Source organism: Variovorax sp. 10N420 (assembly GCF_056394705.1).
On the sequence record NZ_JBFTIJ010000017.1, the window covers coordinates 1 to 25711 of the forward strand.

22 protein-coding genes are annotated in these 25711 nt (G+C 64.9%); 4 read left to right on the top strand and 18 right to left on the bottom strand.

The features are described 5' to 3' along the window. Positions 1 to 173: 173 nt before the first annotated feature. From AC1DEK_RS27155 to AC1DEK_RS27180, 6 genes are all read right to left on the bottom strand, one after another. Positions 174 to 2093, bottom strand: a complete 1920-nt coding sequence (locus AC1DEK_RS27155; protein WP_478128421.1) for an ABC transporter permease — start codon at positions 2091 to 2093, stop codon at positions 174 to 176. Positions 2094 to 2291: 198 nt separating this feature from the next. Further along, the gene (locus AC1DEK_RS27160; RefSeq protein ID WP_478128422.1) at positions 2292 to 3500 is read right to left on the bottom strand and encodes an ABC transporter substrate-binding protein; all 1209 of its coding nucleotides are present in this window, start codon (positions 3498 to 3500) and stop codon (positions 2292 to 2294) included. A gap of 69 nt (positions 3501 to 3569) precedes the next feature. After that, positions 3570 to 4154: an amino acid synthesis family protein gene (locus AC1DEK_RS27165; protein WP_478128423.1), complete on the bottom strand. Its 585-nt coding sequence runs from the start codon at positions 4152 to 4154 to the stop codon at positions 3570 to 3572. A gap of 127 nt (positions 4155 to 4281) precedes the next feature. Then, positions 4282 to 4923, bottom strand: a complete 642-nt coding sequence (locus AC1DEK_RS27170) for an amino acid synthesis family protein (RefSeq protein WP_478128424.1) — start codon at positions 4921 to 4923, stop codon at positions 4282 to 4284. A 21-nt stretch (positions 4924 to 4944) separates the two neighbouring features. Next, positions 4945 to 5868, bottom strand: coding sequence for a UPF0280 family protein (locus AC1DEK_RS27175; protein ID WP_478128425.1), 924 nt, complete (start codon positions 5866 to 5868; stop codon positions 4945 to 4947). A 117-nt stretch (positions 5869 to 5985) separates the two neighbouring features. Then, positions 5986 to 7614 carry a 6-hydroxynicotinate reductase gene (locus tag AC1DEK_RS27180; RefSeq protein ID WP_478128426.1) on the bottom strand — a complete coding sequence of 543 codons (1629 nt, stop codon included), beginning with the start codon at positions 7612 to 7614 and terminating at the stop codon, positions 5986 to 5988. A gap of 229 nt (positions 7615 to 7843) precedes the next feature. Between AC1DEK_RS27180 and AC1DEK_RS27185 the strand changes: the two genes are divergently transcribed. From AC1DEK_RS27185 to AC1DEK_RS27195, 3 genes are read left to right on the top strand one after another with little or no spacing between them, the layout of a single operon-like run. After that, entirely contained in the window at positions 7844 to 8617 is a 774-nt protein-coding gene (locus AC1DEK_RS27185) for a ferredoxin--NADP reductase (RefSeq protein WP_478128427.1), read from the top strand. A 34-nt stretch (positions 8618 to 8651) separates the two neighbouring features. Further along, the gene (locus AC1DEK_RS27190; protein WP_478128428.1) at positions 8652 to 9413 is read left to right on the top strand and encodes a TetR/AcrR family transcriptional regulator; all 762 of its coding nucleotides are present in this window, start codon (positions 8652 to 8654) and stop codon (positions 9411 to 9413) included. Continuing rightward, positions 9359 to 10546 carry an amidohydrolase family protein gene (locus tag AC1DEK_RS27195; RefSeq protein ID WP_478128429.1) on the top strand — a complete coding sequence of 396 codons (1188 nt, stop codon included), beginning with the start codon at positions 9359 to 9361 and terminating at the stop codon, positions 10544 to 10546. Before AC1DEK_RS27190 ends, AC1DEK_RS27195 begins: the two co-directional genes overlap by 55 nt. 313 nt (positions 10547 to 10859) lie before the next feature. On the opposite strand, the gene AC1DEK_RS27200 is transcribed toward AC1DEK_RS27195, so the two are convergent. From AC1DEK_RS27200 to AC1DEK_RS27220, 5 genes are all read right to left on the bottom strand, one after another. Continuing rightward, entirely contained in the window at positions 10860 to 11243 is a 384-nt protein-coding gene (locus tag AC1DEK_RS27200; RefSeq protein WP_478128430.1) for a GtrA family protein, read from the bottom strand. Beyond that, positions 11240 to 12202 (bottom strand): glycosyltransferase family 2 protein, encoded by a 963-nt coding sequence (locus AC1DEK_RS27205; protein WP_478128431.1) that lies wholly within the window; start codon positions 12200 to 12202, stop codon positions 11240 to 11242. The genes AC1DEK_RS27200 and AC1DEK_RS27205 overlap by 4 nt, the downstream gene beginning before the upstream one ends. Further along, complete coding sequence (locus AC1DEK_RS27210; protein ID WP_478128432.1) at positions 12186 to 13958, bottom strand: ArnT family glycosyltransferase; 1773 nt, start codon at positions 13956 to 13958, stop codon at positions 12186 to 12188. The genes AC1DEK_RS27205 and AC1DEK_RS27210 overlap by 17 nt, the downstream gene beginning before the upstream one ends. 52 nt (positions 13959 to 14010) lie before the next feature. Then, entirely contained in the window at positions 14011 to 16761 is a 2751-nt protein-coding gene (metH, locus tag AC1DEK_RS27215; RefSeq protein WP_478128433.1) for a methionine synthase, read from the bottom strand. Between the two features lie 246 nt (positions 16762 to 17007). Beyond that, positions 17008 to 17445 (bottom strand): PACE efflux transporter, encoded by a 438-nt coding sequence (locus AC1DEK_RS27220; RefSeq protein ID WP_478128434.1) that lies wholly within the window; start codon positions 17443 to 17445, stop codon positions 17008 to 17010. Between the two features lie 122 nt (positions 17446 to 17567). On the opposite strand from AC1DEK_RS27220, the gene AC1DEK_RS27225 reads away from it, so the two are divergent. Further along, positions 17568 to 18446 carry a LysR family transcriptional regulator gene (locus AC1DEK_RS27225; RefSeq protein WP_478128435.1) on the top strand — a complete coding sequence of 293 codons (879 nt, stop codon included), beginning with the start codon at positions 17568 to 17570 and terminating at the stop codon, positions 18444 to 18446. A gap of 33 nt (positions 18447 to 18479) precedes the next feature. On the opposite strand, the gene AC1DEK_RS27230 is transcribed toward AC1DEK_RS27225, so the two are convergent. From AC1DEK_RS27230 to AC1DEK_RS27260, 7 genes are all read right to left on the bottom strand, one after another. After that, positions 18480 to 19235: an SH3 domain-containing protein gene (locus AC1DEK_RS27230; protein WP_478128436.1), complete on the bottom strand. Its 756-nt coding sequence runs from the start codon at positions 19233 to 19235 to the stop codon at positions 18480 to 18482. Positions 19236 to 19409: 174 nt separating this feature from the next. After that, the gene (locus AC1DEK_RS27235) at positions 19410 to 20453 is read right to left on the bottom strand and encodes a homocysteine S-methyltransferase family protein (protein ID WP_478128498.1); all 1044 of its coding nucleotides are present in this window, start codon (positions 20451 to 20453) and stop codon (positions 19410 to 19412) included. Positions 20454 to 20511: 58 nt separating this feature from the next. Then, a complete protein-coding gene (locus AC1DEK_RS27240; protein WP_478128437.1) occupies positions 20512 to 21639 on the bottom strand; it encodes a histidinol-phosphate transaminase in 1128 nt (375 codons plus the stop codon). Positions 21640 to 21649: 10 nt separating this feature from the next. Then, complete coding sequence (hutG, locus tag AC1DEK_RS27245; RefSeq protein ID WP_478128438.1) at positions 21650 to 22468, bottom strand: N-formylglutamate deformylase; 819 nt, start codon at positions 22466 to 22468, stop codon at positions 21650 to 21652. Positions 22469 to 22473: 5 nt separating this feature from the next. Next, positions 22474 to 23856: a formimidoylglutamate deiminase gene (locus tag AC1DEK_RS27250; protein WP_478128439.1), complete on the bottom strand. Its 1383-nt coding sequence runs from the start codon at positions 23854 to 23856 to the stop codon at positions 22474 to 22476. 10 nt (positions 23857 to 23866) lie between these two features. After that, complete coding sequence (gene hutI / locus AC1DEK_RS27255) at positions 23867 to 25111, bottom strand: imidazolonepropionase (RefSeq protein WP_478128440.1); 1245 nt, start codon at positions 25109 to 25111, stop codon at positions 23867 to 23869. Positions 25112 to 25116: 5 nt separating this feature from the next. Next, a complete protein-coding gene (locus AC1DEK_RS27260) occupies positions 25117 to 25704 on the bottom strand; it encodes a HutD/Ves family protein (protein WP_478128441.1) in 588 nt (195 codons plus the stop codon). Positions 25705 to 25711: the final 7 nt, after the last annotated feature.

Here is a 25711-nt window from a genome sequence, read left to right on the forward strand (position 1 = left end):
CGCGGACCCCGCCTGAAGCGAGCACCGCAGGTTGCCCGAAGCGAAGCGCAGGGACGCGCACAGTGGGGTCGCCTTTCTTTTGCTTACTTTTCTTTGGCGACCCAAAGAAAAGTAAGTCGCCCGCCGGGGCGAGTCCCGGCCAACAGCCCCCAAAAAAGAACACCCAATCACGATCACGCCTCAGCCTCCCGCTCCAACCCCTTCCCCCCAAAAGGCCTCCGCTTCCGCTCAAACACCTGCTTGGCAAACCCAGCAATCCCCTGAGGAAACAACAACACCAACAGCAAAATAATCCCGCCAAGCATGGCCCGCCAGTAATCCGTATTCCGCGCCACCGTGTCATGCAGCCAAGTAAAAGTAACAGCCCCCACCACAGGCCCAGCCAACGTCTGAATCCCCCCCAACAGCACCATCACCAACCCATCCACAGACTTCCCGACACTCAGCGACTCCGGAGAAATACTCCCTTTGGAAAACGCATAGAGCGCCCCAGCCAACCCCGCCGCCCCTCCAGCAATCACAAACGCCGCCCACTGCATCCGCTTCACATCGATCCCGATCGCGTCAGCCCGCAAAGCCGAATCGCGCCCCGCCCGCAGCGCATACCCGAACGGCGAGAACAGCACGCGCCGCAGCCACAGCACACCCAGCCCCACCAGCAGCAGCGTCACCCAGTAATACGCGTTCTTGTTGGCAAGCCATGCGGAAGGCCAAACGCCGGTGAGCCCATTGCTTCCACCAGTAAAGCTGTCCCACTGATAAGTGATCGCCCAAGTGATCTGCGCAAATGCCAACGTGAGCATCGCCAGATAGACGCCTGACAAGCGGACCGCAAACCACCCATAGACGAACGCCCCCACTGCAGCAACGAGCGGCGCGAGGATCAATGCCAACTCCATCGGCATTCCGCTGCTGCGAACCAGCAAAGCCGCACCGTAGGCGCCGAGCCCGAAATACGCCGCATGGCCGAATGAATGCATGCCCGCCGGTCCCATGATGAAGTGCAGGCTGGTCGCGAACAGCGCTGCAATCAGCAGATCGATCATCAGCACGGTCGTGTAAGGCGAATCAGCCGTGAAGAACGGAACCGCCGCCAGCACGAGGCCGAACACGGCAGCCGCCGTGAGATAGGCCTTCCCAGGCCGCCGCAAAGGCTCCTCTTGCATGCCGACATAGCGGCTCGGCGCTTGAGGCTTGCCGAACAAGCCCCATGGCCGCCACACCAGCACGACAGCCATCACCAGAAAGTCGACGACCAGCGTGAGCTTGGAGAACGAGATGCTGAGCCCGAAAACATCGACGACGCCAAGCCAGATGCAGATCGCCTTGATCTCCGCAATCAGCAGTGCAGCCGCATAGGCCCCAGGGATCGAGCCCATGCCACCCACCACCACGACCACGAACGCCGCGCCGATGGTGTTCAGGTCCATCTCCAGGGTCGCGGGTTCACGCGGCAACTGCAGAGCGCCCCCGAGGCCCGCCAGCAGCGCCCCCAGCGCAAACACCGCCGTAAAGAGCCACGCCTGGTTGACCCCGAGCGCGCTGACCATCTCCCGGTCCTGCGTCGCGGCGCGCACCAGCGTGCCGAATCGTGTGCGCGTGAGCAGCATCCAGACAAGCCCGAGCACGAGCGGGCCGACAACGATCAGGAAAAGGTCATAAGTGGGAAATTGCCGCCCAAGAATCTCGATCGACCCGGAGAGCCCGGGCGCGCGAGGTCCCAGCAACTCGTCGGGCCCCCACAGGTACAGCACCGCGTCCTTGATCACCAGCACCAGCGCAAAGGTCGCCAGCAGCTGAAAGAGTTCGGGCGCCTTGTAGATGCGCCGCAGCAGCACCACTTCGATCAACGCGCCCAGCACCCCGACCGCCAACGCCGCAAGAACCAGCGCCGGCCAGAACCCCACGCCCGTGCCCAGCCGGTCGACGAGCGTGTAGGCGATATAGATGCCCACCATGAAAAACGAGCCATGCGCGAAATTCACGATCCGCGTGACGCCAAAAATCAGCGACAGCCCCGCCGCCACCAGAAACAGCGACGACGCGCTAGCCAGCCCATTCAGCAACTGAACAATGAATCCCGAAAAGCTCATTCAACATCCCGTTAAACGCTCAACTACAGATGCCCAAGTACTCCGCCAGCGACCCCCAAAAGCGCCCACGGACTCTTCGCCAGAGGGCCGCCGCGCCCGGCCGCCCGAAGCGGCCGGCTCGCCCCCGGCAGGGGGTAGGCGAAGCGACACGAAGTGCGCGCAGCCTGGGGGCGAGCAACAGTGAATCTGGGCGAGCAACTAATCAGTTCTTGACTTCTTGATCTCAGCAGCCGAAGGCTGGTACTTCGGATCACCGCCGTCCAGATACACGTAATCCACCATCACGCCCTTGCCGCCTTCGTTCTTGGTGCGGCCCACGAAGGCGCCCATCGTCGACTGGTTGTCTTCCGCGCGGTAGGTGATCTTTCCGAACGGCGTATCGACCGGCAGGCCCTTGAAGGCCGCGACCAGCTTCTCGGTGTCGGTGCTCTTGGCCTTGGCGATGCCCGCGGCCGCCGACTTGATCATGCTGTAGCCGACCACCGAGCCGAGGCGCGGATAGTCCTTGTACTTGGCCTGGTAAGCCTGTTCGAAGGCCTTGTGTGCCGGCGTGGTGATGCCGTACCAGGGGTAACCGGTGACGATCCAGCCGTTGGGCGCCTCGTCCTTCAGCGCATCCATGTACTCGGGCTCGCCGGTCAGCACGCTCACCACTTCGCGGCCCTTGAACAGGCCGCGCGTATTGCCTTCGCGCACGAACTTCGACAGGTCGGCCGCAAACAGCACGTTGAAGATCGCGTCCGGCTTGGCGTCGGCGAGCGCCTGCACAACGCTGCCGGCGTCGACCTTGCCCAGTGGCGTGGCCTGCTCGGCGACGAACTCCACGTCAGGCTGTGCAGCCTTCAGCAACTGCTTGAAGGCGGCCACCGCGGACTGGCCGTACTCGTAGTTGGGGTACACCACCGCCCAGCGCTTCTTCTTGAGCTTGGCGGCTTCGGGCACCAGCATCGCGGCCTGCATGTAGGTGCCGGGGCGCAGTCGCACGGTGTATTGATTGCCGCCTTGCCAGGTGAGCTTGTCGGTGAGCGGTTCGCCAGCCAGGAAGAAGACCTTTTTCTGCTTGGCGAAGTCGGCCACTGCCAGGCCGGTGTTCGACAGGAAGGTGCCGGCGATCAGGTCGACCTTGTCGCGCGACACCAGTTCTTCGGCAACACGCACGGCATCGCCGGGATTGGCGTTGTCATCGCGGCTGATGAGCTCGATCTTCTTGCCGTTGACGCCGCCCGCCGCGTTGATCTCGTCGACCGCCAGCTCCATTCCCTTCTTGTAGGGCTCGAGGAAGGCGGGCTGTGCCTTGTAGCTGTTGATCTCGCCGATCTTGATCACGTCCTGCGCATGCGCGGGAACGAGCGTGGTGATCAGCGAGGCCAGCGCCGCTGCAGTGAAGGCAAAGCGCAGTTGATTCATCGAGAGCTCCTTGAGAACGAAAAGAAAAGGGACGAAGTGGCGAGAGAGATACGAGAGTGACGAAGCGATTCAACGGAGACCGTCTTCACCCTTGATTTCAGAAACCTGCAATCCGCCAATGCGCGGCAGCGGTCGCCCGCTGTCGGTCACCGCGACGGCGACGACGATCTCGTTGGCGCGCGGTGCATCCGACACACGCGCTTCGATGGCATCGAAGTGGCTTCGGACGAAGGCGGCATCCTTGTGCCCGAGCGGCACATCGATGGCAGTGCCGAGCGTGCCGCGCTTCTTGGCCGAAGGCACGAGCGCAGCGCCCTTCTCGACCGCCGCGCGCAGCGGCGCTCCAAGCTTCGGATGGAGGATGGCCGCGGCATGCTCCAGTTCGCCGGCTTCGCCGACGATCGCGGCCTTGCCGTAGCTCTGTGCCTGACCAGGCTCGATGCCCAGTGCTGCAACGGCCTTCTGGCCCAATAACGCGCCGAGTTCTTCTCCGATGGCGATCAGTTCGTCCAGCGACTCGCTGTACCGACCGGCATACGGGTTGTCGATAACGGCCATAGCCACAGCACGACGAGTCGGCGGCTCGATGGTCTTGCCCATTTCCTTGCGAGTCTCGTCGACCTGGATAACGATTTTTCGAATACTTGCGGTCATATCCTGTCCTTCGTAATTTCTGTCTTCATTCAAGAAACACCGCGGAACCGGCTTTGCCGGGCCGCTGGTGTTGCCCCCCTTTCAGGGGGGTTGGCGCAGCGACGCGAAGTGCGCGAAGACTGGGGGGTCATCTCAACCCATCCCACTTGCTGATGTCTTCGGCCCGGAGGCCGCCTACGCGTTCATGAACGCGATAACCCGTGCTCATCGCGAGGATGAACACGATCTCGTCGGCAGCCGGCGCACCAGGCACGCGCACTTCGATGGCATCGAACTGACCGCGCACGTAGCTGGCGTTGATGTTGGTGAGCGGCACGTCCAGCGCCGCGCCTGGCGGCCCGACTTTCTTGGTCGACGGCACGATCGAAAGCGCATTGCCGGGCTGGCCTGATTTCTCCTCGGCCTTGCCTTGGCGATATGCATCGCGGTCGCCCTTCCATCCGAGCAGCTCTCGCATGGCGTAGCCGCCCGGCACGTGCCAGAGCGCGCCGTGCTCCAGTTCGCCGGCAGCGCCAACGATGGCGCCTTTGCCATAGGTGGCGATGCGCTCCACCGGCACGTCCATTGCCGCGCGCAGTCGATGCGCCATCTCGAGACCTACTGGGTCGAGCAGCTTCATCATCGGAAGGATGTCCGGCTCGTAGCGGCCGGCAAAAGGATTGGTCAGCACCGCGGCTATCGCGCCACGCACCAGCGGGGTCGCGGCGCGCGGCCCGAACTCGTGATGGATGTGCTCGACCTGGGTGAAGACACGACGTATATCGATCATGAACAGAAGTCCTGCTTTTCGTTAAGCAAATACTGAACCAACTGCATCGGCCGCGACGCTTGCATCGATTTGCGATGCAGTGAGCGGAGCCTGCGAGCTTAAAGGTTGAATCACCCGCCACTGCCCCTGGCAAACGAGCACGACCGAACTCACCAGGCCTGCCCGCTGCAGCGCCTCGGCGCGCGCCTCGCCGGCGGCGAGTGCGCGGCGCACCTGCGCGGGCGGCAAGGTCTCGACTTCGGTCGTGACCGGGATGTCGCCGAGGTCGCTGTCGTCCTTGCACGCGCTCGCCGGGTTGCGATGAATGCCTGGGTCTTCGACGTTGACGGCGTTTGCGATCACCGTCGCCGCCGCGTCGGCCTGGGCGGCTGTCGCAGCGAGCACTGTCACGCTGTCGGCAATCCCGAGCGAGAAGCTTCGTCCGCGCCAACCGCTGGTGGCGACACCGCGCACCGGCATGTCGGCGGTGACTTCGAACTGGCCATCGGTTGCGAGCGGGCCCGCATCGCGCAGCTCGAAGCGGGCGAGATCTGCGAAGAGCCCCACGCGCACGGAATGGCCATCTGCGAGATGCAACGCGATGTCGCCGCCGTTGTTGATCCAGGCGCGCTCGATGCCCGACCGTTGATAGCAGCCGATGAGCTCCTGCGCCACCGAACCCGCCACCGCAGCCATCGGCGTAATGAAGGCTTCGCGGAACGGCGCACACGCCTGCCACATGCGCCGCGCAATCACGCCACGCAGATCGCAATCCGCGCCTACGGGTTGACGCAGCAAGGGCAGCTCGCCCACCAACTCGTCGAGCACACCGCCAAAGCGCCGCCACGCGAGCTCATGCGCCACGGCAACCTCGACCGGATCGCCATGCGCCTCCGCCACGATGTCGATCGGCCCGTGATGGAGGTGCCAGCGCCCCCCATCGAGCAATGTGCGTTCGGCAGTCATGCCCAAACCTTTCCTGCGGCAAAAAGGCGGCCGCCGCCGGGCCGCCCCAAGGCGAGCCGCGCCTCCCCCTCGGGGGGTGGCGAAGCACACGCAGTGGCAAGCCGGCGGGCCAACATGCTACCCGAGCATGGGTGGCTGGCCGAGCGGCCAGGGGTTGGCCGCATCCATGGGCAGCCAGCGGCGCGACAGCGGTGCACCGTCGTCCTGCCAGGCACCGCGGGCGAGCGCCTGCTGCAGGGTGAACACATGCTCCATGTGACCGCCCAGCGCGGCGTAGTCCTCGCGGCGCATGCTGAATTCGATGGGCGCAACAATGGCCGGCGTGGGCACGGTTCCGAAGCTGTTGTCGGGCATGCGAAGCACATCGGCCATCACAGTGATGCCACCACCCGGCCACACGTAGGCCGGCGCGCCACCGCACGTCACGTTGACCAGCGCGCGCTTGATGGCGCGGGTCAGCAGGACCGGGTTCTCAGTCACGCCCGCGCGCAAACTGCCGCCCGCGCCGCCGAGGAAGAGCACGCTGCACAGCGAAGGCTCGCAGTTCTCGCCGATGCGCTCGACGATGCGCCGCACCTCGGCAGGCATCTGCTGCTCGACAGGCCGCAGATCATCGTCCAGCACGTACCACTGCGCATGCTCGCCCGTGGTCGACGTCATCAGCAGACGCAGCCCGGGACGCGCCACACCCTCTTCCCAACCTTCGATGATCGACAGCGGATCGTCGATGTCGGTGCCGCCCCAGCCATTGCCGGGATTCGCCACCTGGAAATAGCGCCCCGGCGTCGATTTACGTCCGCGCATCTGGATGCCCGAAGCGGGCATGTCCAGGCAGCGGCCGGCCTGGTGTTCGGTCAGCACGCCGGTGATGTGATCGTCGACGACCACCACTTCATCCGCGTGCCCGAAAAGCTGACGCGCAAAGATGCCGATGGCCGCCGAGCCACAGCCGACGCGCATCCGCTGTTCTTCGACGCCGTTGACGATGGGCGCCTTGCCCGCCTGAATCACCATGCTGGCGCCGCCGTCGATCACGCATTCGACCGCCTTCTTGTTGCCGAGCAACTGCATCAGCTCCATCGTCATGCGGCCTTCCTTCTTGCTGCCACCCGTGAGGTGGTGCACGCCTCCGAGCGACAGCATCTGCGAGCCGTATTCCGCGGTGGTGACGTGGCCGATGACTTCGCCGCGATACCGCACGTTGGCCTGCTCCGCGCCCAGGAAGCGGTCGGTGTCGATCTTCACCTTGAAGCTGCAGTAGCTGAAGATGCCTTCAGTCACTACCGTGACCATGTCCACGCCCTGCGCCTTCGACGCGACGATGAAGGGCGCGGGCTTGTAGTCGGGATAGGTGGTCGACGAGCCGACGCCAGTCACGAAAACCTCGTCGGCAAGGAGGAGATCGCCGTTCCAGTCGGGATCGTTCCTTTCAACGGCTTCGGGGGCGTCCGCTGCGGCGGCGTCGCGGGCGAACGGCACGAGCGCAGGCGATTCGCCGGCAAGCTCGCGCCTGAGCAGCACCACCGGATCGACCCGCACCAGAATGCCGTCCTTGTTGGCATAGCGGTCGCACGCGCCCGTGCGGCCGTCGGAGATCTGGCAGAGCACGGGGCACGCATTGCACTCCACCTTGCTGGTGCTCATGCGCTCGTTGCGCAGCGGCGATCGGCCCAGGGGCTCGGGCGTCATGGGCAACACGGGCACGTCCATGCCGGGCAATCCGTCTGTCTTGGTGTGTTCAGTCATCGCAGGCAATCGGTTCGTAGGTCTCGCGAGGTTTGCAACATCTGTGCCGGGAGCCCGCTTGTGCCGGGCGTGCCGTTTGTGTAGCATTCCCTACACTTTCATGTGGCAATCACTACATTGACGAGAATCAATGTAGCAAACAGGTCCGAAGCTTGCAATGGTGTTTTCGTGGGCGCCCGTGATCGACAATAGGGCATCCCTTTTTCGTTCATAACCATTCCTGACCCTTATGAGTGCATTCAGCGAAGAACGTGTGTTGAGCGTCCACCACTGGACCGACCGCCTGTTCACCTTCACCACCACGCGCGATCCGGCCTTGCGTTTCTCCAATGGCCATTTCACGATGATTGGGCTGAAGGTCAACAACAAGCCTCTGCTGCGCGCCTACAGCATCGTGAGCCCGAACTACGAGGAACATCTGGAGTTCCTCAGCATCAAGGTGGAGGAAGGCCCTCTCACCTCGAAGCTCCAGCACATCCAGGTGGGCGACACCATCATCGTCGGCCGCAAGCCCACCGGCACACTGCTGATCGACTACACCCTGCCCGGCAAGCGGCTGTATCTGTTCGGCACCGGCACCGGCCTGGCACCCTTCATGAGCATCATCCGGGACCCGGACACCTACGAGAAGTTCGAGCAGGTCATCCTGGTGCACGGCGTGCGGCAAATTGACGAACTCGCCTATCACGACCTCGTGACCGATCACCTTCCCAAGCATGAAATCCTGGGCGAGATGATCGAGAAGCAGTTGCTCTACTACCCGACCGTGACGCGCGAGGAATTCCGCAACATGGGTCGCATCACGGACCTGATCGAGACCAACAAGCTGACCGACGATCTCGGCCTGCCGCCGCTCAATGCAGCGGAAGACCGCGTCATGCTGTGCGGCAGCCCCGGGCTGCTCGTCGACTTGAAGCACATCCTCGAAGGCCGCGGGTTCAAGGAAGGCAATACATCCACGCCCGGTGACTTCGTGGTCGAGCGCGCCTTCGCTGAAAAGTGATGCCGGACCGCCTGGAAAACGCCGCAAGACGCCGATGAGCGAACGCAAGCCGGCCGCAGGAAAGCCCCAGCGCCGCACCGGCGTGCGCGAGGCGGCGGCGCAGGCCACGCGCGAGAGCATCCTGCGTGCCGCCACCAAGGTGTTCGCCAAATACGGCTACGAAGGCGGCAGTGTCGAGAAGATCTCGAAAGCGGCCAAGTCGTACGACCGGATGATCTACTACTACTTCGGCAGCAAGGAAGGCCTGTTCATCGCGGTGCTCGAAGGCATCTATCGGCGCATGGACGATGCCGAGGCAGCGCTCGATCTCGATGCGACGCGGCCGGTGGAATCGCTCACGGCGGTGATCCGCTTCGTGCTCGGCTACTACCGCCGCAATCCTGATTTCGTGACGCTGCTCAACACCGAGAACCTGCACAAGGGGCGGCACATCGCGAAGTCGCTGCGAGCGCGCGAGTATTCGTCGCGCGCCATTTCGATCATCCAGGAGATCGTCGAAAGCGGTGTCGCGCAAGGCTTGTTCCGTGACGACGTTGCCGCACGCGATCTGTACCTTCTGATTGCATCGACGGGTTATTTCTACACGTCGAACCGGCACACGCTGACCGCCTTCCTCGGCGAGCCGCTGGAGAGTGCCGAAGCGGTCACGCACTGGGAGAACTTCGTCATCGAAACGGTGCTGCGCGCCGTCGATGTCGGAGGTCCCGATGAAGAATCCACATCCCCACCAGAGGTAAAGACATGGCAGAAGTCGCAACCGCCGCAAAGTCGGGCAAAGTCGTCATCCGGAACATAGGTCTGCTGCTTTCGGGCGACATCGACCAGCCCATCCTCGACGCCGACACCATCGTCGTGAACGATGGCCTGATCGTCGCGTTCGGCAAGGAAAAGGACTGCGATCTCGAAGGCGCGCACACCACGATCGACGCGAAGAAAACCTGCGTCGCGCCGGGCCTCATCGACAGCCACGTACATCCGGTCTTCGGCGACTGGACCCCGCGCCAGGGCCAGATCGGCTGGATCGACTCGACCATGAACGGCGGCGTGACCACCATGATTTCCGCCGGCGAAGTGCATCTCCCCGGCCGCCCCAAGGACATCGTCGGCGTGAAGGCGCTGGCCATCACCGCTCAGCGTGCTTTCGACAACTTCCGCCCTGGCGGCGTGAAGGTGCTCGCGGGCGCGCCGGTGATCGAAAAAGGAATGGTCGAGAGCGACTTCAAAGAGATGGCCGAAGCCGGCGTCGGGCTGCTCGGCGAAGTCGGCCTGGGTTCGGTCAAGGCCGGCTACGAGGCGAAGGAGATGGTCGCCTGGGCACGCAAGTACGGCATCCAGAGCACGATCCACACGGGCGGCCCGTCCATCCCGGGCTCGGGCCTGATCGACAAGGACGTGGTGCTCGAAGCCGATGCCGACGTCATCGGGCACATCAACGGCGGGCACACGGCGCTGCCCGAGGCGCACGTCTGCGAGCTGTGCGAGAAGTCGTCGCGCGCGATCGAGATCGTGCACAACGGCAACGAGCGCATCGCCATCGCCGCGGCAAAGGCGGCGCTCGATCTCAAGTGTCCGCACCGCATCATCCTCGGCACTGACGGGCCGGCCGGGTCAGGGGTCCAGCCGCTGGGCATCCTGCGCATGATCTCGCTGTTGTCATCGCTCGCGAACATCCCGGCCGAACTGGTGTTCTGCTTTGCGACGGGGAACACGGCGCGCATTCGCAAGCTCAACTGCGGTTTGATCGAAGTCGGCCGCGCCGCAGATTTCGTCTTCATGGACCGCGCGCAGCACACCGCCGGCAAGACGCTGCTCGAAAGCGTTCAGCTCGGCGACATACCGGGCGTGGGCATGGTGATGATCGACGGCATCGTGCGCTGCGGGCGCAGCCGTAACACGCCACCAGCCACCGAGGTTCCGGTGGTCATTTAGCTCGCCCCCAGGCTCGCGCACTTCGTGTCGCTGCGCCCACCCCCTGCTGGGGGCAACACCAGCGGCCCGGCAAAGCCGGTTCCGCGGTGAGTCCTGTTGCTCGCCCCCAGGCTCGCGCACTTCGTGTCGCTCTCCACCCCCTACCGGGGGCAACACCGGCGGCCCGGCAAAGCCGGTTCCGCGGTGTTCCTGTTGCTCGCCCCCAGGCTCGCGCACTTCGTGTCGCTKCGCCYACCCCCTRCCGGGGGCAACACCGGCGGCCCGGCAAAGCCGGTTCCGCGGTGTTTCTGGAAGGGGTCCGGCTTGGCCGGGTTTACTTGAAGACCAGATGACGGGCCGACAGGAAGTTCACGGCGAGGCCCGCGCAGCTTCCGATCGCAACGCCTAGCGCGGGCGCGAGTGGCCCGCCGATCCAATGCAGGGTCAGCACGTAGGCCGCATAGTTGACCAGCGCGCCGCCGACCATGGTCAGCAGGTAGTGCGTGTATTCGCGAAGGACCGATGCGCCTGAGCGCCGTTCCTTGAAGGTGAAATGCCGGTTGAGCAGCCAGGTCACCGTGGCCGCGGCGATGAAGGAGACCACCCGCGCGCCATACCAGCCGGCGTACGGCGCCAGCAGGTACAGCACTCCGACGTCGACGCCGAAGCCAATCACGCCGACCAGTGCGAACGACAGGAATTCCTTGCCGGCCTTCATGGGGCCGAGCGATGCCGCACGCCCGGAATCGCGAGGTAGCGCAGCCGCTTGGCCTCCTGCCGGCCGATGGTCACGGTGTGCAGCACGACGCCGCACACAAAGGACAACATCGCGACCAGCATGGTGCCGGTCACCAGGACGGCTGTCGGCAAACGAGGAACCAGCCCCGTCTCGAAATACGTGACGACCAGCGGCTCCGCCAGCACGATCGACAACAGGGCCAGCACAGCCGCGAACGCGCTGAAGAACAGCAGCGGCCGTTCGCTCACGAAGAGCTTGCAGATCGTTTTCAGGATTCGCCAGCCGTCACGGTAGGTCGAGAGCTTGCTCTCCGATCCCTCCGGCCGCGAGCGATAGAGAACGGGCACTTCCGCAAAGGGCATGCGCAGCTCCAGCGCGTGGACGGTGAGTTCGGTCTCGATCTCGAAGCCCTTCGACACCGCCGGAAACGACTTGGCATAGCGTCGGGAAAACACGCGATAACCCGACAGCATGTCGGTCAGGTGCCCGCCGAAGAGGGCCGCAACAGCACCGGTCAGCAAGCGATTGCCAAAGCGGTGGCCGCGCCGGTAGGTCTGCACGTCCGCGCCGTCATCGACCCGCGAACCGACCACCATGTCCAGATTGCCATCCACCAGCATGCCGATGAGCCGCCGTACCTCGCCGACGTCATAGGTGGCGTCGCCATCGGCCATCACGTAGACATCCGCCTCGACGTCCGCGAACATGCGCCGCGCCACGTTGCCTTTGCCCCGAAGCGCGACATGCGTCACCCACGCACCATGGGCGGCGGCCACCTCGGCCGTGTCGTCGGTGGAGTTGTTGTCGAAGACGTGGATCTCGGCTTCCGGCAATGCCGCGCGGAATTCCTCGATGACTTGCGCGATCGCCAATGCCTCGTTGAAGCAGGGGATCACGGCGGCGATGCGCAGGGCGCGTGGTTCAGGGTTTGCGGTCATTCTTGTCGTCGAGGATCCGGTAGGCCTTGGCATTGTCCTTTTCGTACATCACCGCGAAATGATCATGGAAACCCGGCTGCGCTTCCAGGACCGGCACGGTCGCGGCAGACACGGCCATGGCCTCGAATCCCAGGTCGGCAAGTTTGCGGGCGTACTCCGCCGGCGGAAGCGCGATGAAGTCCGCATACCGCCAAGGGCCGAGCGCATCGCCCCATACCGGACTCGGTCCGTAGTATGTCGCCTCGCTGAGGGCGACCTGGTAGACGCGGCCGGTCGCGTGTTCCCGCAGATATTTCATGACTTCATAGCCGGGCACGCGAGAGCGCAGGAAGGCTTCGCGTTGCAGGGGTGTGGCCGCCACCGTCGCGGCCTTGATGCGCGTCAGGTGAAGGATCACGCCGACACCCGCCGCCAGCAGGATCACCGCAAACCACCGGCCCGCGCGATCGAGTCCGCCACTGCGGTCGAGAGCGGGCATGGCTCGGCGCAGGCGCGCGGAGATAGCACTGAAGATGGCTTGCCACCCCACGGCAGCCGTCAGCGCGAGCAACGGAAAGGACGCCGTCAGGTAGCGCGGGTAACGTGAAGTCAGGCTCCAGACAAAGAGCGAATACGCGCAGAAAACCAGCGCCGCACGCAAGGCCGGAGAGCGCTTCCAGTAGGCACTGAACGGAACCGCCAGAACGGCCCAGATGAAGCCATTCGGCAATGACGAATGGTCGCGCACATCCTGCAGTTGAAGCTTGTAGTCCTGGGCATTCCAGTTGGTAAAGCCGAAGATGCGCGCGCCGATGGGATTGAACGGGTCGCCCGTCTGGATGGCATTGCGCGCATACCAGTACACGCACGGGACCAGAAAGCACAGCAGCGCCAGCGCGATGACGCGCGGGCGGCGCTCATGCCAGAGCACGAAGATCCCGAGCAGCGGCATCACCGTCAGCGCCTGGTACTTGGAGCCGACGGCAACGCCTAGGAAGAATGCCGACAGCAAGAGCCAGCGTGCGGGCCGCGGCGCCGGCGTCTCGCGCCACCACCACAGGCATGCGCAGGCCGCGAGCACGAAAAGCGCCACGCTCATGTCGATGAGCGCGCTGGTGTAGTCGCCGATCCCCAGCCAGATCGCCGCGCCGATGCAGGCAACCACGCGGTTGATGTGCATCACGCCAAGGCGATAGACGATCAGCACCGAAACCCAGCCCGCGAGCGCACTCAGGAAGTGCGGGAACACGTCGCCCCGGACGAGCAGCGCGCCCGCAAACAGCAAGTTGAAGTTGTACGGAAACCAGGGATAGCGCAGCCACTCGTAGATGCCCAGCGACCCGCTCTCAGCGACTTCTCGCGCATAGGGGAGGTGGTACATCAGCTCGTCGAAGACCGCGGGCGGCGCAAGGGGCGCCACCAGCGTCGGCACGGCGACCACTGCCACGACGATCAAGCCGAGCTTTTCCAGCCAGGAAAGCTGCGGCGAGACCTCGCGTGCTTTCACCTGGCGCAGCCAGCCGGGCACCTGAGGGATCGCAGTGACCACACCGACAACCACCGCCGCGACCACCACGCCCGCCGTGAGCTGGTGCGCAATGGCAAATGCCTGAAAGATGCAAATGAAGATGCCGATCCCGGCCGCGACGGCGATCGCCGCCTCGAGCCAGACATCCCGCCGCGGCGGCGCACCCAGGCGCACCAGGAGCGCTCTTCCGAATCCCCAGCAGGCAGCGACAAAGACCGCCAGAGCCGCATAGTGCGCGGCCGCAAACATCAGCTTTTGAATAGGTCCTCCCAGTGCCGGTCTTTCATGCCGGCTGGCCGTGTCAAAGGTTCGGCGCCAACAGCCGCTCGAGATGTGCTTCGCTTTCCTGGCGTCGCGCTGCCTGGTCCTGCAGTTGGTCGTGCCCGATCTTGCCGACATTGAAGTAAGTCGAATCGGGATGGCTCAGGTAGAAGCCGCTGACGCTGGCGGCCGGCATCATGGCAAGGCTGTCCGTGAGCGTCATGCCGACTTCCGCGCAATTCAGGAGATCGAACATCGGCCGCTTGACGCTGTGGTCGGGGCAAGCCGGATAGCCAGGCGCGGGCCGGATGCCGCGGTATTTCTCCGCGATCATGTCTTCGTTGGACAGTCCCTCATCGGGCGCGTAGCCCCAGAGGTCGGTGCGCACGCGATGGTGCAGCGCCTCGGCGAAGGCTTCGGCCAGCCGGTCGGCCAGTGCCTTGAGCATGATGGCCGAGTAGTCGTCCAGGTCGTCGATGAAATACTTTTCCTTCTTCTCCACGCCAAGGCCGGCCGTCACCGCGAACATGCCCACGTAGTCGGCAAGCCCGCTCTCGCGCGGTGCGACGAAGTCCGCGAGGCACCGGCTGGGACGAGTCACTCCGTCGATCACGTGCTTTTCCGTCTGCTGGCGCATCCCGTACCAGGTGAGCGCCGCCTCGGTGCGGGACTCGTCGGTGTAGAGCACGATGTCATCGTCGTTCACCGTATTGGCCGGCCAGAAGCCGATCACGCCGCTCGCCGTGAGCCAGCGGCCTTCGATGAGTCGCTTGAGCATGCGCTGGCCATCGGCATACACGCGCACGGCTTCGGTGCCGACGATTTCGTCCTTCAGGATCGCGGGAAAAGGACCCGCCAGGTCCCAGGTCTGGAAGAACGGTCCCCAGTCGATGTACTTGGCAAGCTCCGTGAGATCGAAGTTGCGGAACACGCGCCGGCCGATGAACTTCGGCACCGGCGGCACATAGCCCGACCAGTCGATCGGCGTCTTGTTGGCGCGTGCCTTCGCAAGCGGCCATAGCGGCACCTGCTTCTTGTTGGCGTGCAGTTGCCGCACCTTGTCGTAGTCGGCATTGATCTCGTCGATGTAGTTCGCCGCCTGCTCGGACAGCAGCGACTGGGCCACGCTCACGCTGCGCGACGCGTCAGGCACATAGACGACCGGGCCTTCATAGTGCGGTGCGATCTTGACCGCCGTGTGCACGCGGCTGGTGGTCGCACCGCCGATCAGCAGCGGGATCTTGCGGATGCGGAAATGCTCGTCCTTCTGCATCTCGCCGGCAACGTACTGCATCTCTTCAAGGCTCGGCGTGATGAGGCCCGACAGCCCGACGATGTCGGCGCCTTCGACCTTTGCGCGCGCCAGGATCTCGTGGCACGGGACCATCACGCCCATGTTCACCACCTCGAAGTTGTTGCACTGGAGCACGACCGTGACGATGTTCTTGCCGATGTCGTGCACGTCACCCTTTACGGTGGCGATGACGATCTTGCCCTTGGTCCGCACATCGCGGCCGGCCGCCTCGTCCTGGCGCTTTTCTTCCTCGATGTAGGGGATGAGGTGAGCGACGGCCGACTTCATCACGCGCGCGGACTTCACCACCTGCGGCAGGAACATCTTGCCCTGGCCGAACAGGTCGCCGACGATGTTCATGCCGTCCATCAGCGGGCCTTCGATCACGTGCAGTGGCCGGCCGCCCTTGGCAAGGATCTGCTGGTAGGCCTCTTCGGTGTCTTCGACGATGAAGTCGGTGATGCCGTGCACCATGGCGTGCGACAGCCTCTGGTTGACATGCACGGGGTGCTCCGGCGTGCCGCGCCATTCGAGCTTCTTGCTCTCGTCCTTGGCGCCGCTCTTTGCGGTCTCCGCGACTTCGACGAGGCGCTCGCCGGCATCGGACCGGCGGTTCAGGACGACGTCCTCGACACGGTCGCGGAGTTCGGGCTCCAGGTCGTCGTAGACGCCCACCATGCCGGCATTGACGATGCCCATGTCCATGCCCGCCTTGATCGCGTGATACAGAAACACGGTGTGGATGGCTTCGCGCACCGGGTCGTTGCCGCGGAAGCTGAAGCTCACGTTGGAGACACCGCCCGACACCTTCGCGCCGGGCAGGTTTTCCTTGATCCAGCGCGTGGCGTTGATGAAATCGACAGCGTAGTTGTTGTGCTCCTCGATGCCCGTGGCGATCGCGAAGATATTTGGGTCGAAGATGATGTCCTCGGCCGGGAAATCGATCTCGTCGACCAGGATGCGATAGGCACGTTCGCAGATCTCGATCTTGCGCTGGTAGGTGTCGGCCTGGCCCTTCTCGTCGAAGGCCATGACGACCGCGGCCGCGCCGTATCGCCGCAGCAGGCGCGCATGGTGGCGGAACTGATCCTCGCCCTCTTTCATGCTGATCGAGTTCACAATGCCCTTGCCCTGGATGCAGCGCAGGCCGGCCTCGATGACTTCCCACTTCGAACTGTCGACCATGATCGGCACGCGCGCGATGTCCGGCTCGCTGGCGATCAGGTTCAGGAAGCGCACCATGGCGGCCTTGCTATCGAGCATGGCCTCGTCCATATTGATGTCGATGACCTGGGCGCCGTTCTCGACCTGTTGGCGCGCGACGGCCAGGGCGTCTTCGAACTGGCCGTTCAGGATCATTCGCGCGAATGCCTTGGAGCCCGTGACGTTGGTGCGCTCGCCGATGTTGACGAACAAGGCACCCTCGCCGATCTGCACCGGCTCGAGGCCGGACAGTTTCATCGGGGGGACGAGGACTGGAGAAGAATCGGAGGACATGGGCTCACCTGCTTAACTTCGGATCAGGCGAGCGTCGTTGTGACATTGCTCACCCCCAGGCTTCGCGCACTTCGTGTCGCTTCGCCTACCCCCTTCCGGGGGCGATGCCGGCAGCCTGGCAAAGCCAGTTCTGCGGCATCTCTGGTCGGCGCGGCGCACGGAGCAAGAGGAGAGATAGCCCAAGCCTGGCGCGGCCGCCTCGATGGAAGACGGCTGCGCTGCAACGCTCCTTGGGAGCGGCGGATTTTACGCCGGCTGAGCGGAAGTGGCCGCCGATGCGGGCAGGCCGAAGATGGCGTCGAATGCCCAGTTGAAGACGAAGGTGTAGACGAGGAAGAAGACGACCAAGCCCAGGTCCATCACCAGCGCATCCCACAGGCTGAGGTCCAGCCACCACGCGAACACCGGCACAAGGAAGGCGATCAATCCGCCCTCGAATCCCAGCGCGTGGGCGATTCGCCGCTTCACGCTGCGGCCGCGGACAACCTGGCCCGATTCCCAGCGCTCGAACAGTGCATTGAAGCTCAGGTTCCACAGCACGGCGATTGCTGAGGCGATGACGGCAAGGACACCGGAGTGACCGAGCCCCTGCCCCGACATCACGGCCAGCCCGGCGCTTGCCGCGACGATGGCGATGCCTTCGTAGAGCGTGATGTAGACGACGCGACGCTTGAACCCTTGCATGAAATCGATCCCGTTGGTTGCTGTGGTACCGGAATGGGTACTGGAATAGGGAGGACTTTATGTGCCTTCAACTGACATATAAAGTCATCTTCCTTCAGTTCTATTGATAGATCGGGCGCACCGTGAGCTTTTCCAGCGACAACGTAGGGGTGTTTCTCGCCGTGCTCGATCACGGCTCGTTTTCGGCCGCTGCCCGCGCACTGGGGCGCGTCCCCTCGGCAGTGAGCATGGGCATATCGAACCTGGAAGCCGAGCTCGATCTCCAGCTTTTCGACCGCAGCGGCCGCGAACCCCAGCCCACGGACGCTGCGCGTTCGCTCGAACCGCAAGCGCGTTTGCTCGCGTCGCAACTCAAGCAGCTCCAGGTGCAGGCCCTGGCGTTGACGCAGGGCCTGGAGAGCCGCCTGACGCTGGCGATCGCGCCGGAGCTGCTGGCGGCGCCGTGGAGCGCGCCCCTTGCAGCCCTGGCGAATGAGTTCCCGCTGCTCGAAGTGGAAGTGCTTGCCGCCCCGCAGGAGGATGCGCTCAGCCTCCTGCACAGCGGGCGAGCGCAGCTCGCGCTGGTCTTCGAGCGGCCAAGCCTCGACGGCCGCGAAGGCTTTCAGGAAGTGGCGAGCGACACGATGGTGGCCGTCATGGCGCCCGACCATCCGGTACTGATCGGCGCCGGCGGGCGGCTGAGCGCAGAGCACTTGACGACAACCCGCCAGATTGTGGTCGCCGGCCGCGATCTCGCGACCAAGGATCCACGCTTTGTCTTCGCCCGGCATGTCTGGCGGACCGACAACGCATTGGCCGCGCTGAGCCTGATCACCGCCGGGCTCGGATGGGGTTGGCTGCCGCGCAACTTTGCCCGGCCGCACGTGGCGGCCGGCGCATTGGTGGAGATCCCCTTCGTCAATCTATCGAACGGGCTGGACTTGTGGGTGGACGTCGTCTGGTCGCGTGAGCGGCCCTTGGGGCTTGGCGCCCAGCGTTTCGTCGAGCTGATGAAGCGTTGAGCCGCAAGGCCCATTCACCCCATTAACCCCCATTCACCGGTCGCCATGGCCGTGGCCGTGACCTTGGTTGCCACCATTGCCGTTGTGATTGCGGTCTCCCCCGCGGCCCTGCCCGTGGCCGCCCTGCCCATTCCCATGCGGCTGCCCCGGCGGACGGCCACCATGTGGCTGGAATCCGTTGCCGGGCGGCGGCCCCGGGGGCCTGTAGCCCGGACTATGCGGTGGGCGGACCCCTGCCGCCGGCAATGGTCGGACGGCAGGCGGGGGCGGACGGATTCCGTGGGGCGGTCGATATCCAGGGTGAGCCCCGCCCGGCCATGGATTGGGGTGCCATCCCGGCACCGGCGGCGGCGGCGGGCGCCAACCGGGCACTGGCGGCGGTGGCGGCCGGCCGCCCCACCAGCGCGGCTGGTTGTACCAGGGGCGGTCGCGGTAGTAGTTGTTCCAGTAGCTGCCGATCGCAAAGGTCACGATCGGCACGCCGATCACTGCGCCATAACCGGCGAGCGGCACACGTTGCTCCTGATAGGCATAGTCGAGGCTGCCCGCGTAGGCCCATCCCCGAAGTCCGTCTGGCAACACCACGTCGCACCAACCGTAGCCGCTGGTGCAGCCCATCACCTGGACGGACTGGCCCGGCGCCAGGGTGGCGACCAGCGGATACGAGCTCGAAGGTCCCGCGCGGAGATTGACGGCCCCCCGCGTAAAGGCGTCTTGCGCGGCTGCAGCCAGCGGAAGCGCCAAGGCAATGGTGCCGATGCCGACCCATCGCCAAGTCGTTTTCTGCATGTAGGGAGTTCCTTTTCTTCTGCCAGACAGGTTAGTTGCGCCGCAAAGACGATGTCAATCGGCCATCGCGACGTCCAGTCAACACACAACGGCAAATCGCGCGCTGCCGTGCACCGCGTCCACGTTTGGAGAGCTTCTTCACCTCGGCTTCACAAGCGGCCAGGTGCGATGCACTCAAGCCGCTTCGCGATAGTCGGCGCGATGCAGCGCGCGGCCTGCAATGGGTGCAACCGCCTGCCCGATGGCCGCGATGTGCTCGGGCGTGGTGCCGCAGCAGCCGCCGACGATGTTCACCAGCCCCTCGGCCGCGAATTCGTGAAGCAGGCGCGAGGTGACGTCGGGTGTTTCGTCGAAGCCGGTCTCGCTCATCGGATTGGGCAATCCCGCGTTGGGATAGCAGCTGATGAAGGTGTCGTCCGCCACGCGGGCCAGTTCCTGGATGTAGGGCCGCATCAGCGCTGCGCCCAGCGCGCAGTTCAGGCCGATGGCCAGCGGCCGCGCATGGCGCACGCTGTGCCAGAAGGCAGTGACCGTCTGGCCGCTGAGGATGCGGCCTGAAGCGTCGGTCACCGTGCCGCTGATGATCAGTGGAAGCCGCTCGCCGCTGGCCTCGAAGTACTCGTCAATCGCGAACAGCGCGGCCTTCGCGTTGAGCGTGTCGAAGATCGTCTCGACCAGCAGCACGTCGGCACCACCCTGCACCAGCGCCTCGACCTGCTCGTAATAGGACTGGCGCAGCTCTTCGAAGCTCACGTTGCGCGCGCCGGGATCGTTCACGTCGGGACTGATGCTGGCGGTCTTGGGCGTCGGGCCGAGGGCGCCGGCGACGAAGCGTGGCTTGTCCGGCGTGCTGAACTTGTCGCAGGCAGCGCGCGCGAGCTTGGCGGACTCGAAGTTCATCTCGCGCGCGAGATCGGCCATCTTGTAGTCCTCCTGCGCGATGCGGGTCGCGCCGAAGGTGTTGGTCTCGATCAGGTCGGCGCCGGCCGCCAGATAGCCTTCGTGGATGTCGCGGATCACATCGGGGCGAGTCAGCGAGAGCAGTTCGTTGTTGCCCTTCACGTCGCGCGGAAAGTCCTTGAAGCGTTCGCCCCGGTACTGTTCTTCCGTCAGCTTGAAGCGCTGGATCATCGTGCCCATTGCACCATCGAGGATGGCGATGCGTTGGCTCAGGATCTCCGGCAGTTGCTGCGCGCGGGTGTAGGCGATGGGCTTCATGGGGCCGATTGTAGGAAGCGTCATTCCTCCCTCTCCGGCGGCGGGTCTTGGCGGCTGTCTATCCGTCGACGATCTCGCCGAGCGCCTGGAGAAAGTGCGCGTTGTCGACGTCCGAGCCGATCGAAACGCGAATGTAGTTTTCGAAGCCGGCGTCCTTCCATGGCTTGACGATGACGCCGCGTTGCAGCAGCCCCTCGTTCACAGGGCCGTTCGGCCGCGCCAGGTCAATGAACAGGAAGTTGGCTGCGGACGGCGCGATGCGCAGTCCAGGCACGTTCATCGCATGCAGTTGCTGCACCAGCAACTCGCGCTGCCTCACGGTTTCTTCGACGGCTTTCGCCATGAAAGATTCGTCGCTCCATGCGGCCAGCGCGGCGGCCTGTGCCGCCTCGTTGACATTGAACGGCGTGCGCACGCGGTCGAGCCACTGGATGAGCGAAGCATCGGATGCGATGCCATAGCCCACGCGCAGCCCCGCAAGCCCCCAGGCCTTGGAGAAGGTGCGCAGCACGATCCACGGACGTTGTTGCGCCCGCAGCGCGGCCAGCGCGTCGGGAAAGCCGTCAGCGAGCCGTGCGTACTCATAGTAGGCCTCGTCGATCACCAGCAGCGTACCGGCAGGCGTGGCGGACAGCAGTTGCGCGAAGGCACGCCCGTCGAACATGCAGCCGACCGGGTTCGACGGGTTGGCGATCATCGCGATCTTCGGTCCGCGCGTGAGAGCTTCGCACCATGCGTCCAGGTCGTATTCAAGCGATGGCGTGAGCGCCAGCAGTTCGACCTGCGCACCCATCATGCGCGGATAGATCTCGTGCAGGCCGAACGCGGGACGCTGCGTGAGGACGCGATCGCCGGGCGACAGAAAGGCCTGGCAGAGCATCTGCAAGATCGATTCGGAACCATTGCCGATCACGATCTCTTCGGCACGCGCGCCCGTGCCCTCGGCGATGGCCGTGCGCAATGCCGTGCAGTTTGCATCGGGGTACGTGCCCACCCGCAGCGCCAGGTCGGCGAGTGCGCGCGCAACCGCCGGGCTCGCGCCAAACGGGTTCTCGTTGCTGGCAAGGCGTGCGATGCGATCGACGCCGTAACGCGAGCGCACGGCCTCGGACGACAAGCCGGCGTTGTAAGGTGGCAGCGTGGGCACCTCGGGGCGCACGAGCTCGCGGATGACGGATGCGTTCATAGTGATTACCTCAACCTTGACGCGACGCGGCGAAGTCGAGCATGGCGGCCAGCATGCGCTGCAGGTGCGGCTTCACGAGCGCGGCGCGTTCCGGCAAATAGTCGAACGGAAGTGATTCCTGCATATAGCTGCACTGGGTCATTTCGAGCTGCACGGCATGCACGCCTTGCGACGGTCGCCCGTGATGCCGCGTGATGTAGCCGCCGGTGAAGCGGCCATTGAGCACGCTGGTAAAGCCGGGTGCCTGCTTGGCGATGCCCAGCAGCGCTTCGGCCACGGCGCGATCGCAGCTTGCGCCCTGCGCGGTGCCCAGATTGAGATCGGGCAGCTTGCCCTCGAAGAAGCGCGGAAGCACCGATCGGATCGAGTGCGCGTCCCACAGCATGGCAATGCCGTGCTCCGCCTTGATGCGCATGAGTTCGTCGGCGAGCTGTCGGTGGTAGGGCTGCCAGATGGCATCGCGCCGTTCGGCGATCTCCGCGGCATCAGGAACATCGCCCGCCGGATAAAGCGCGGTGTCGTCGAAGGTGTCCACGGGGCACAGGCCGGTGACGCTCTGCCCGGGATAGAGGCTGGCGCCATCCGGGGGACGGTTGAGGTCGACGACGTAGCGCGAGTGCGTTGCCACGAGCACCGAGGCGCCGAGTTCGTCGGCGAAGTCATAGAGGCGCTCCAGATGCCAGTCGGTGTCGGGCACATGGCGTGCCTCATCGCTCAGGCGCGCAGCGATGGACGGCGGCACGTGCGTGCCCACGTGCGGCATGGAAATCAACAGCGGGCGCGTGCCGCGGCGGAAGCGAAAAGGAGGCTCGGTCGTCGTGAAAGGCATTTCGTTCAATCCTTGGCGAGAAGTTGGCTGCGCGCTGCCACGAACGCGGCTGCGGCTTCGTCGTGAGCAACATGGCGGCCGGCGCTTGTCCGGGTCTTGCCGGCAACTTGGACACTGCCGATCGCAGAGGTGCGATGGCTCGCGAACACGTGCGCGGAGAGCATGTCCTGCGCGGAAAGCCCTTGCAGTGCGATGTGCGATGAGTCGAGCACGATGAAGTCAGCCTGCTGACCCGGAGCGAGTCCGCCGATGGCGCGGGCCGATGCCTGCGCCCCGCCCTGTACGGCCGCAAGCGTCAGGGCGGTTGCGACGTCGCGGTGCGCCGCGTCGGCACCTACATTGCGTTGCCGCGTGGCGAGCCGTTGCCCGTACTCCAGCATCAACAGTTCCTCCGCCGCATTGACGCAGGCATGGCTGTCGGAGCCCACGCCCCAGCGGCCGCCGCCCGCGCGCCATGCCTCGAGATCGAAGATGCCGTCGCCCAGGTTGGCCTCGGTGGTGGGGCACAGGCCCGCCACAGCCCCGCTGGCGGCAGCGCGGCGGTATTCATCCGCATCCATATGCGTTGCATGCACCAGGCACCAGCGCGCATCGACCTTCGCGTGGTCGAGCAGCCATGCCACCGGGCGTTGGCGGCTCCATGCAATGCTCGCGTCGACTTCGCCCGTCTGTTCGGCAATGTGAATGTGGATGGGCGCCGTGGCATCGATCGCATCCAGCCCCTCGAGCACATTTCGCAAGCTGTCCGGCGGCACCGCGCGCAGCGAATGCGGCGCAAGGCCGAGCCGTGCACCCTGAACCTCGCACAGTGGGCGCAGTCGCTCCAGCAGCCTCAGCATTGAATCCGTTGAGCGAATGAAGCGCCGCTGTTCCTCGCTCGGCGGCAGAGCGCCGAAGCCACTGGTCTGATACAGCACGGGCAGCAGCGTCATGCCGATGCCCGCACGTGCCGCCGCCCTGAGCAGCGCCAATGCCAGGGTCGCATCGTCAGCGTACGGTTTGCCATCCAGATGGTGATGCAGGTAGTGGAACTCGCACACCGACGTGTAGCCGGCTTCGAGCATCTCGATGTAGAGCCAGGTGGCGATCGCCTCGACCTGGTCCGGCGAGATCCTTGCCGCGAAGCGGTACATCAGCGTCCGCCAACTCCAGAAGCTGTCCTGCGCCGCGCCGCGAAACTCGGTCAGCCCACCGAAGGCGCGCTGGAATGCGTGCGAATGAAGATTGGGCATGCCGGGCAGCACCGGTCCGGCAGCGCGCGGCAAATTGCCGGCTGGCGTGTGATCGCGCGTGACGGCGGACAGCACGCCATCGGCATTCCATTCGAGCAGAACGTTGCGCGCCCAACCGCTCGGCAGCAACGCATCGGATGCAAAGAGGGATGGCATCCTTGGCCCTTCAGCGTGAATGTCCGGACGCAATTCGCCCTTGGCGCACGATGGTGCGAGCGGGCTGCTGGCCGAACCAGTAAGCCAGTTCGGCGCTCTCGCGAAGCCGCCACAAAACGAAGTTGGCCGGTCGGCCAACGGCCAACGCACCATGCGTGTCTTGCAGGCCCAGCGCACGCGCCGCATGCCGGGTCACGCCTGCGATCGCCTCGGGTACGGTCAGGCGAAAAAGCGTGCAGGCCATGTTCACCATCAGCAGCAGACTGAGCGCAGGCGATGTGCCCGGGTTGTGATCGGTGGACACCGCCATCGGCACGCCCGCTGCGCGCAGCGCATCGATCGGCGGCAGATGCGTATCGCGCAAGGTGTAGAAGGCGCCGGGGAGCAGCACGGCCACGGTGCCCGCCTCTCGCATCGCCGCGATGCCTTCGGCGGAGAGATGTTCGATGTGATCGCAGGAGAGCGCGCCATAGCGGGCTGCCAACGCGGCGCCGCCCATGTCGGACAGTTGCTCCGCATGCAGCTTGACCGGCAGCCCCAGCGCCTTGGCCGCCTTGAACACGCGCTCGGTCTCCACCAGCGAAAAGGCGATGCGCTCGCAGAACACATCCACCGCATCGACAAGCCCTTTCGCAGCCAACGCAGGCAGCATCTCATTGCAGACGAGTTCGACGTAATCGGCGCTGCGCCCTTCGTACTCCGGCGGTAGTGCGTGCGCGCCGAGAAAGGTGGTGCGCACGGTGACGCCGTATGCCTCGCCGAGGCGCCGCGCGACCCGCAGTTGCTTGCGCTCGTGTTCGGTCGCGAGGCCATAGCCGGACTTGATCTCGATCGCGCAGACACCATCGGCGAGCAGTTGCTCAAGACGCGGCGCCGCTTGGGCATAGAGCGTGTCTTCGTCCGCGTCACGCGTGGCGCGAACGGAGGAGACGATGCCGCCGCCGGCCTTCGCGACTTCTTCATAGGTGGCGCCGGCCAGACGCATCGCGAACTCGTTCGCGCGCTGTCCGCCGTAGACGAGATGCGTATGGCAGTCGATGAGTCCGGGCGTGACCAGCGCGTCGTGCCCATCAAAGCGCGGCAAGCCAACGTATGCGTGCGGCAAATCGCGCGGGCGGCCGATCCAGGCGATGTTTCCAGCGGCTACCACGATGGCCGCTTCACCATCGATCGAGCTGTCATCAGCGAGCGCGCCCGGCGCGATGCGGAGGCGGTGCCAGACGCCATCGGCCGAAGGGAGTTCGAGGTGGTTCATGGTGTTTATTCGCTTGAGCTTGTGTTTGTCGGCCCGATGCGCACCGCGACCAGCGCGGCGTCAGCGTCGCCTGAGGCCGCTCGCCATTCATGCGCATCACCGTCCCACCAGAACCCGGTGCCGGCCGCGCAATCGATTTCGTTCAATCGCCAATTCCCGCGCAGCACCAGCAGCAGCCCTCGTTCCGCAAGCGCGATGCCGCCGCTCCCGTGCAGCACGCGGACGTCCGCCCGCAGCTTGCCGCGACGCGTCATCACGTTGAAGTCGGTGGAGCTTCCTCCGAGCAATTCGCAATCCAGCACCGCGTCTCCGGCAAAAGCGAATGGCGCGTGCGGCACGTCGAGCCGATGGTCGATGCGGCCGCCCACCGAGCGAAGGCGCACTCCAGCACCGTCCAGCAGCATGATCACGCGGTCCACATCGGCGAACGCCGAGAACGGCCCGGTCTTGTCGATAGTTGCGATGCTCACTCGCCAGTCGAAACCTTCGATTCCGGCGCCCGGCGGCGAGCACGCGATCTCTCGCGTCACCCCGCCGCCGTTCTTCCACAGCATTGCGGGCAGCGAGCCCATGTCGAATCTGTGCAGTGCCACGTTGCGA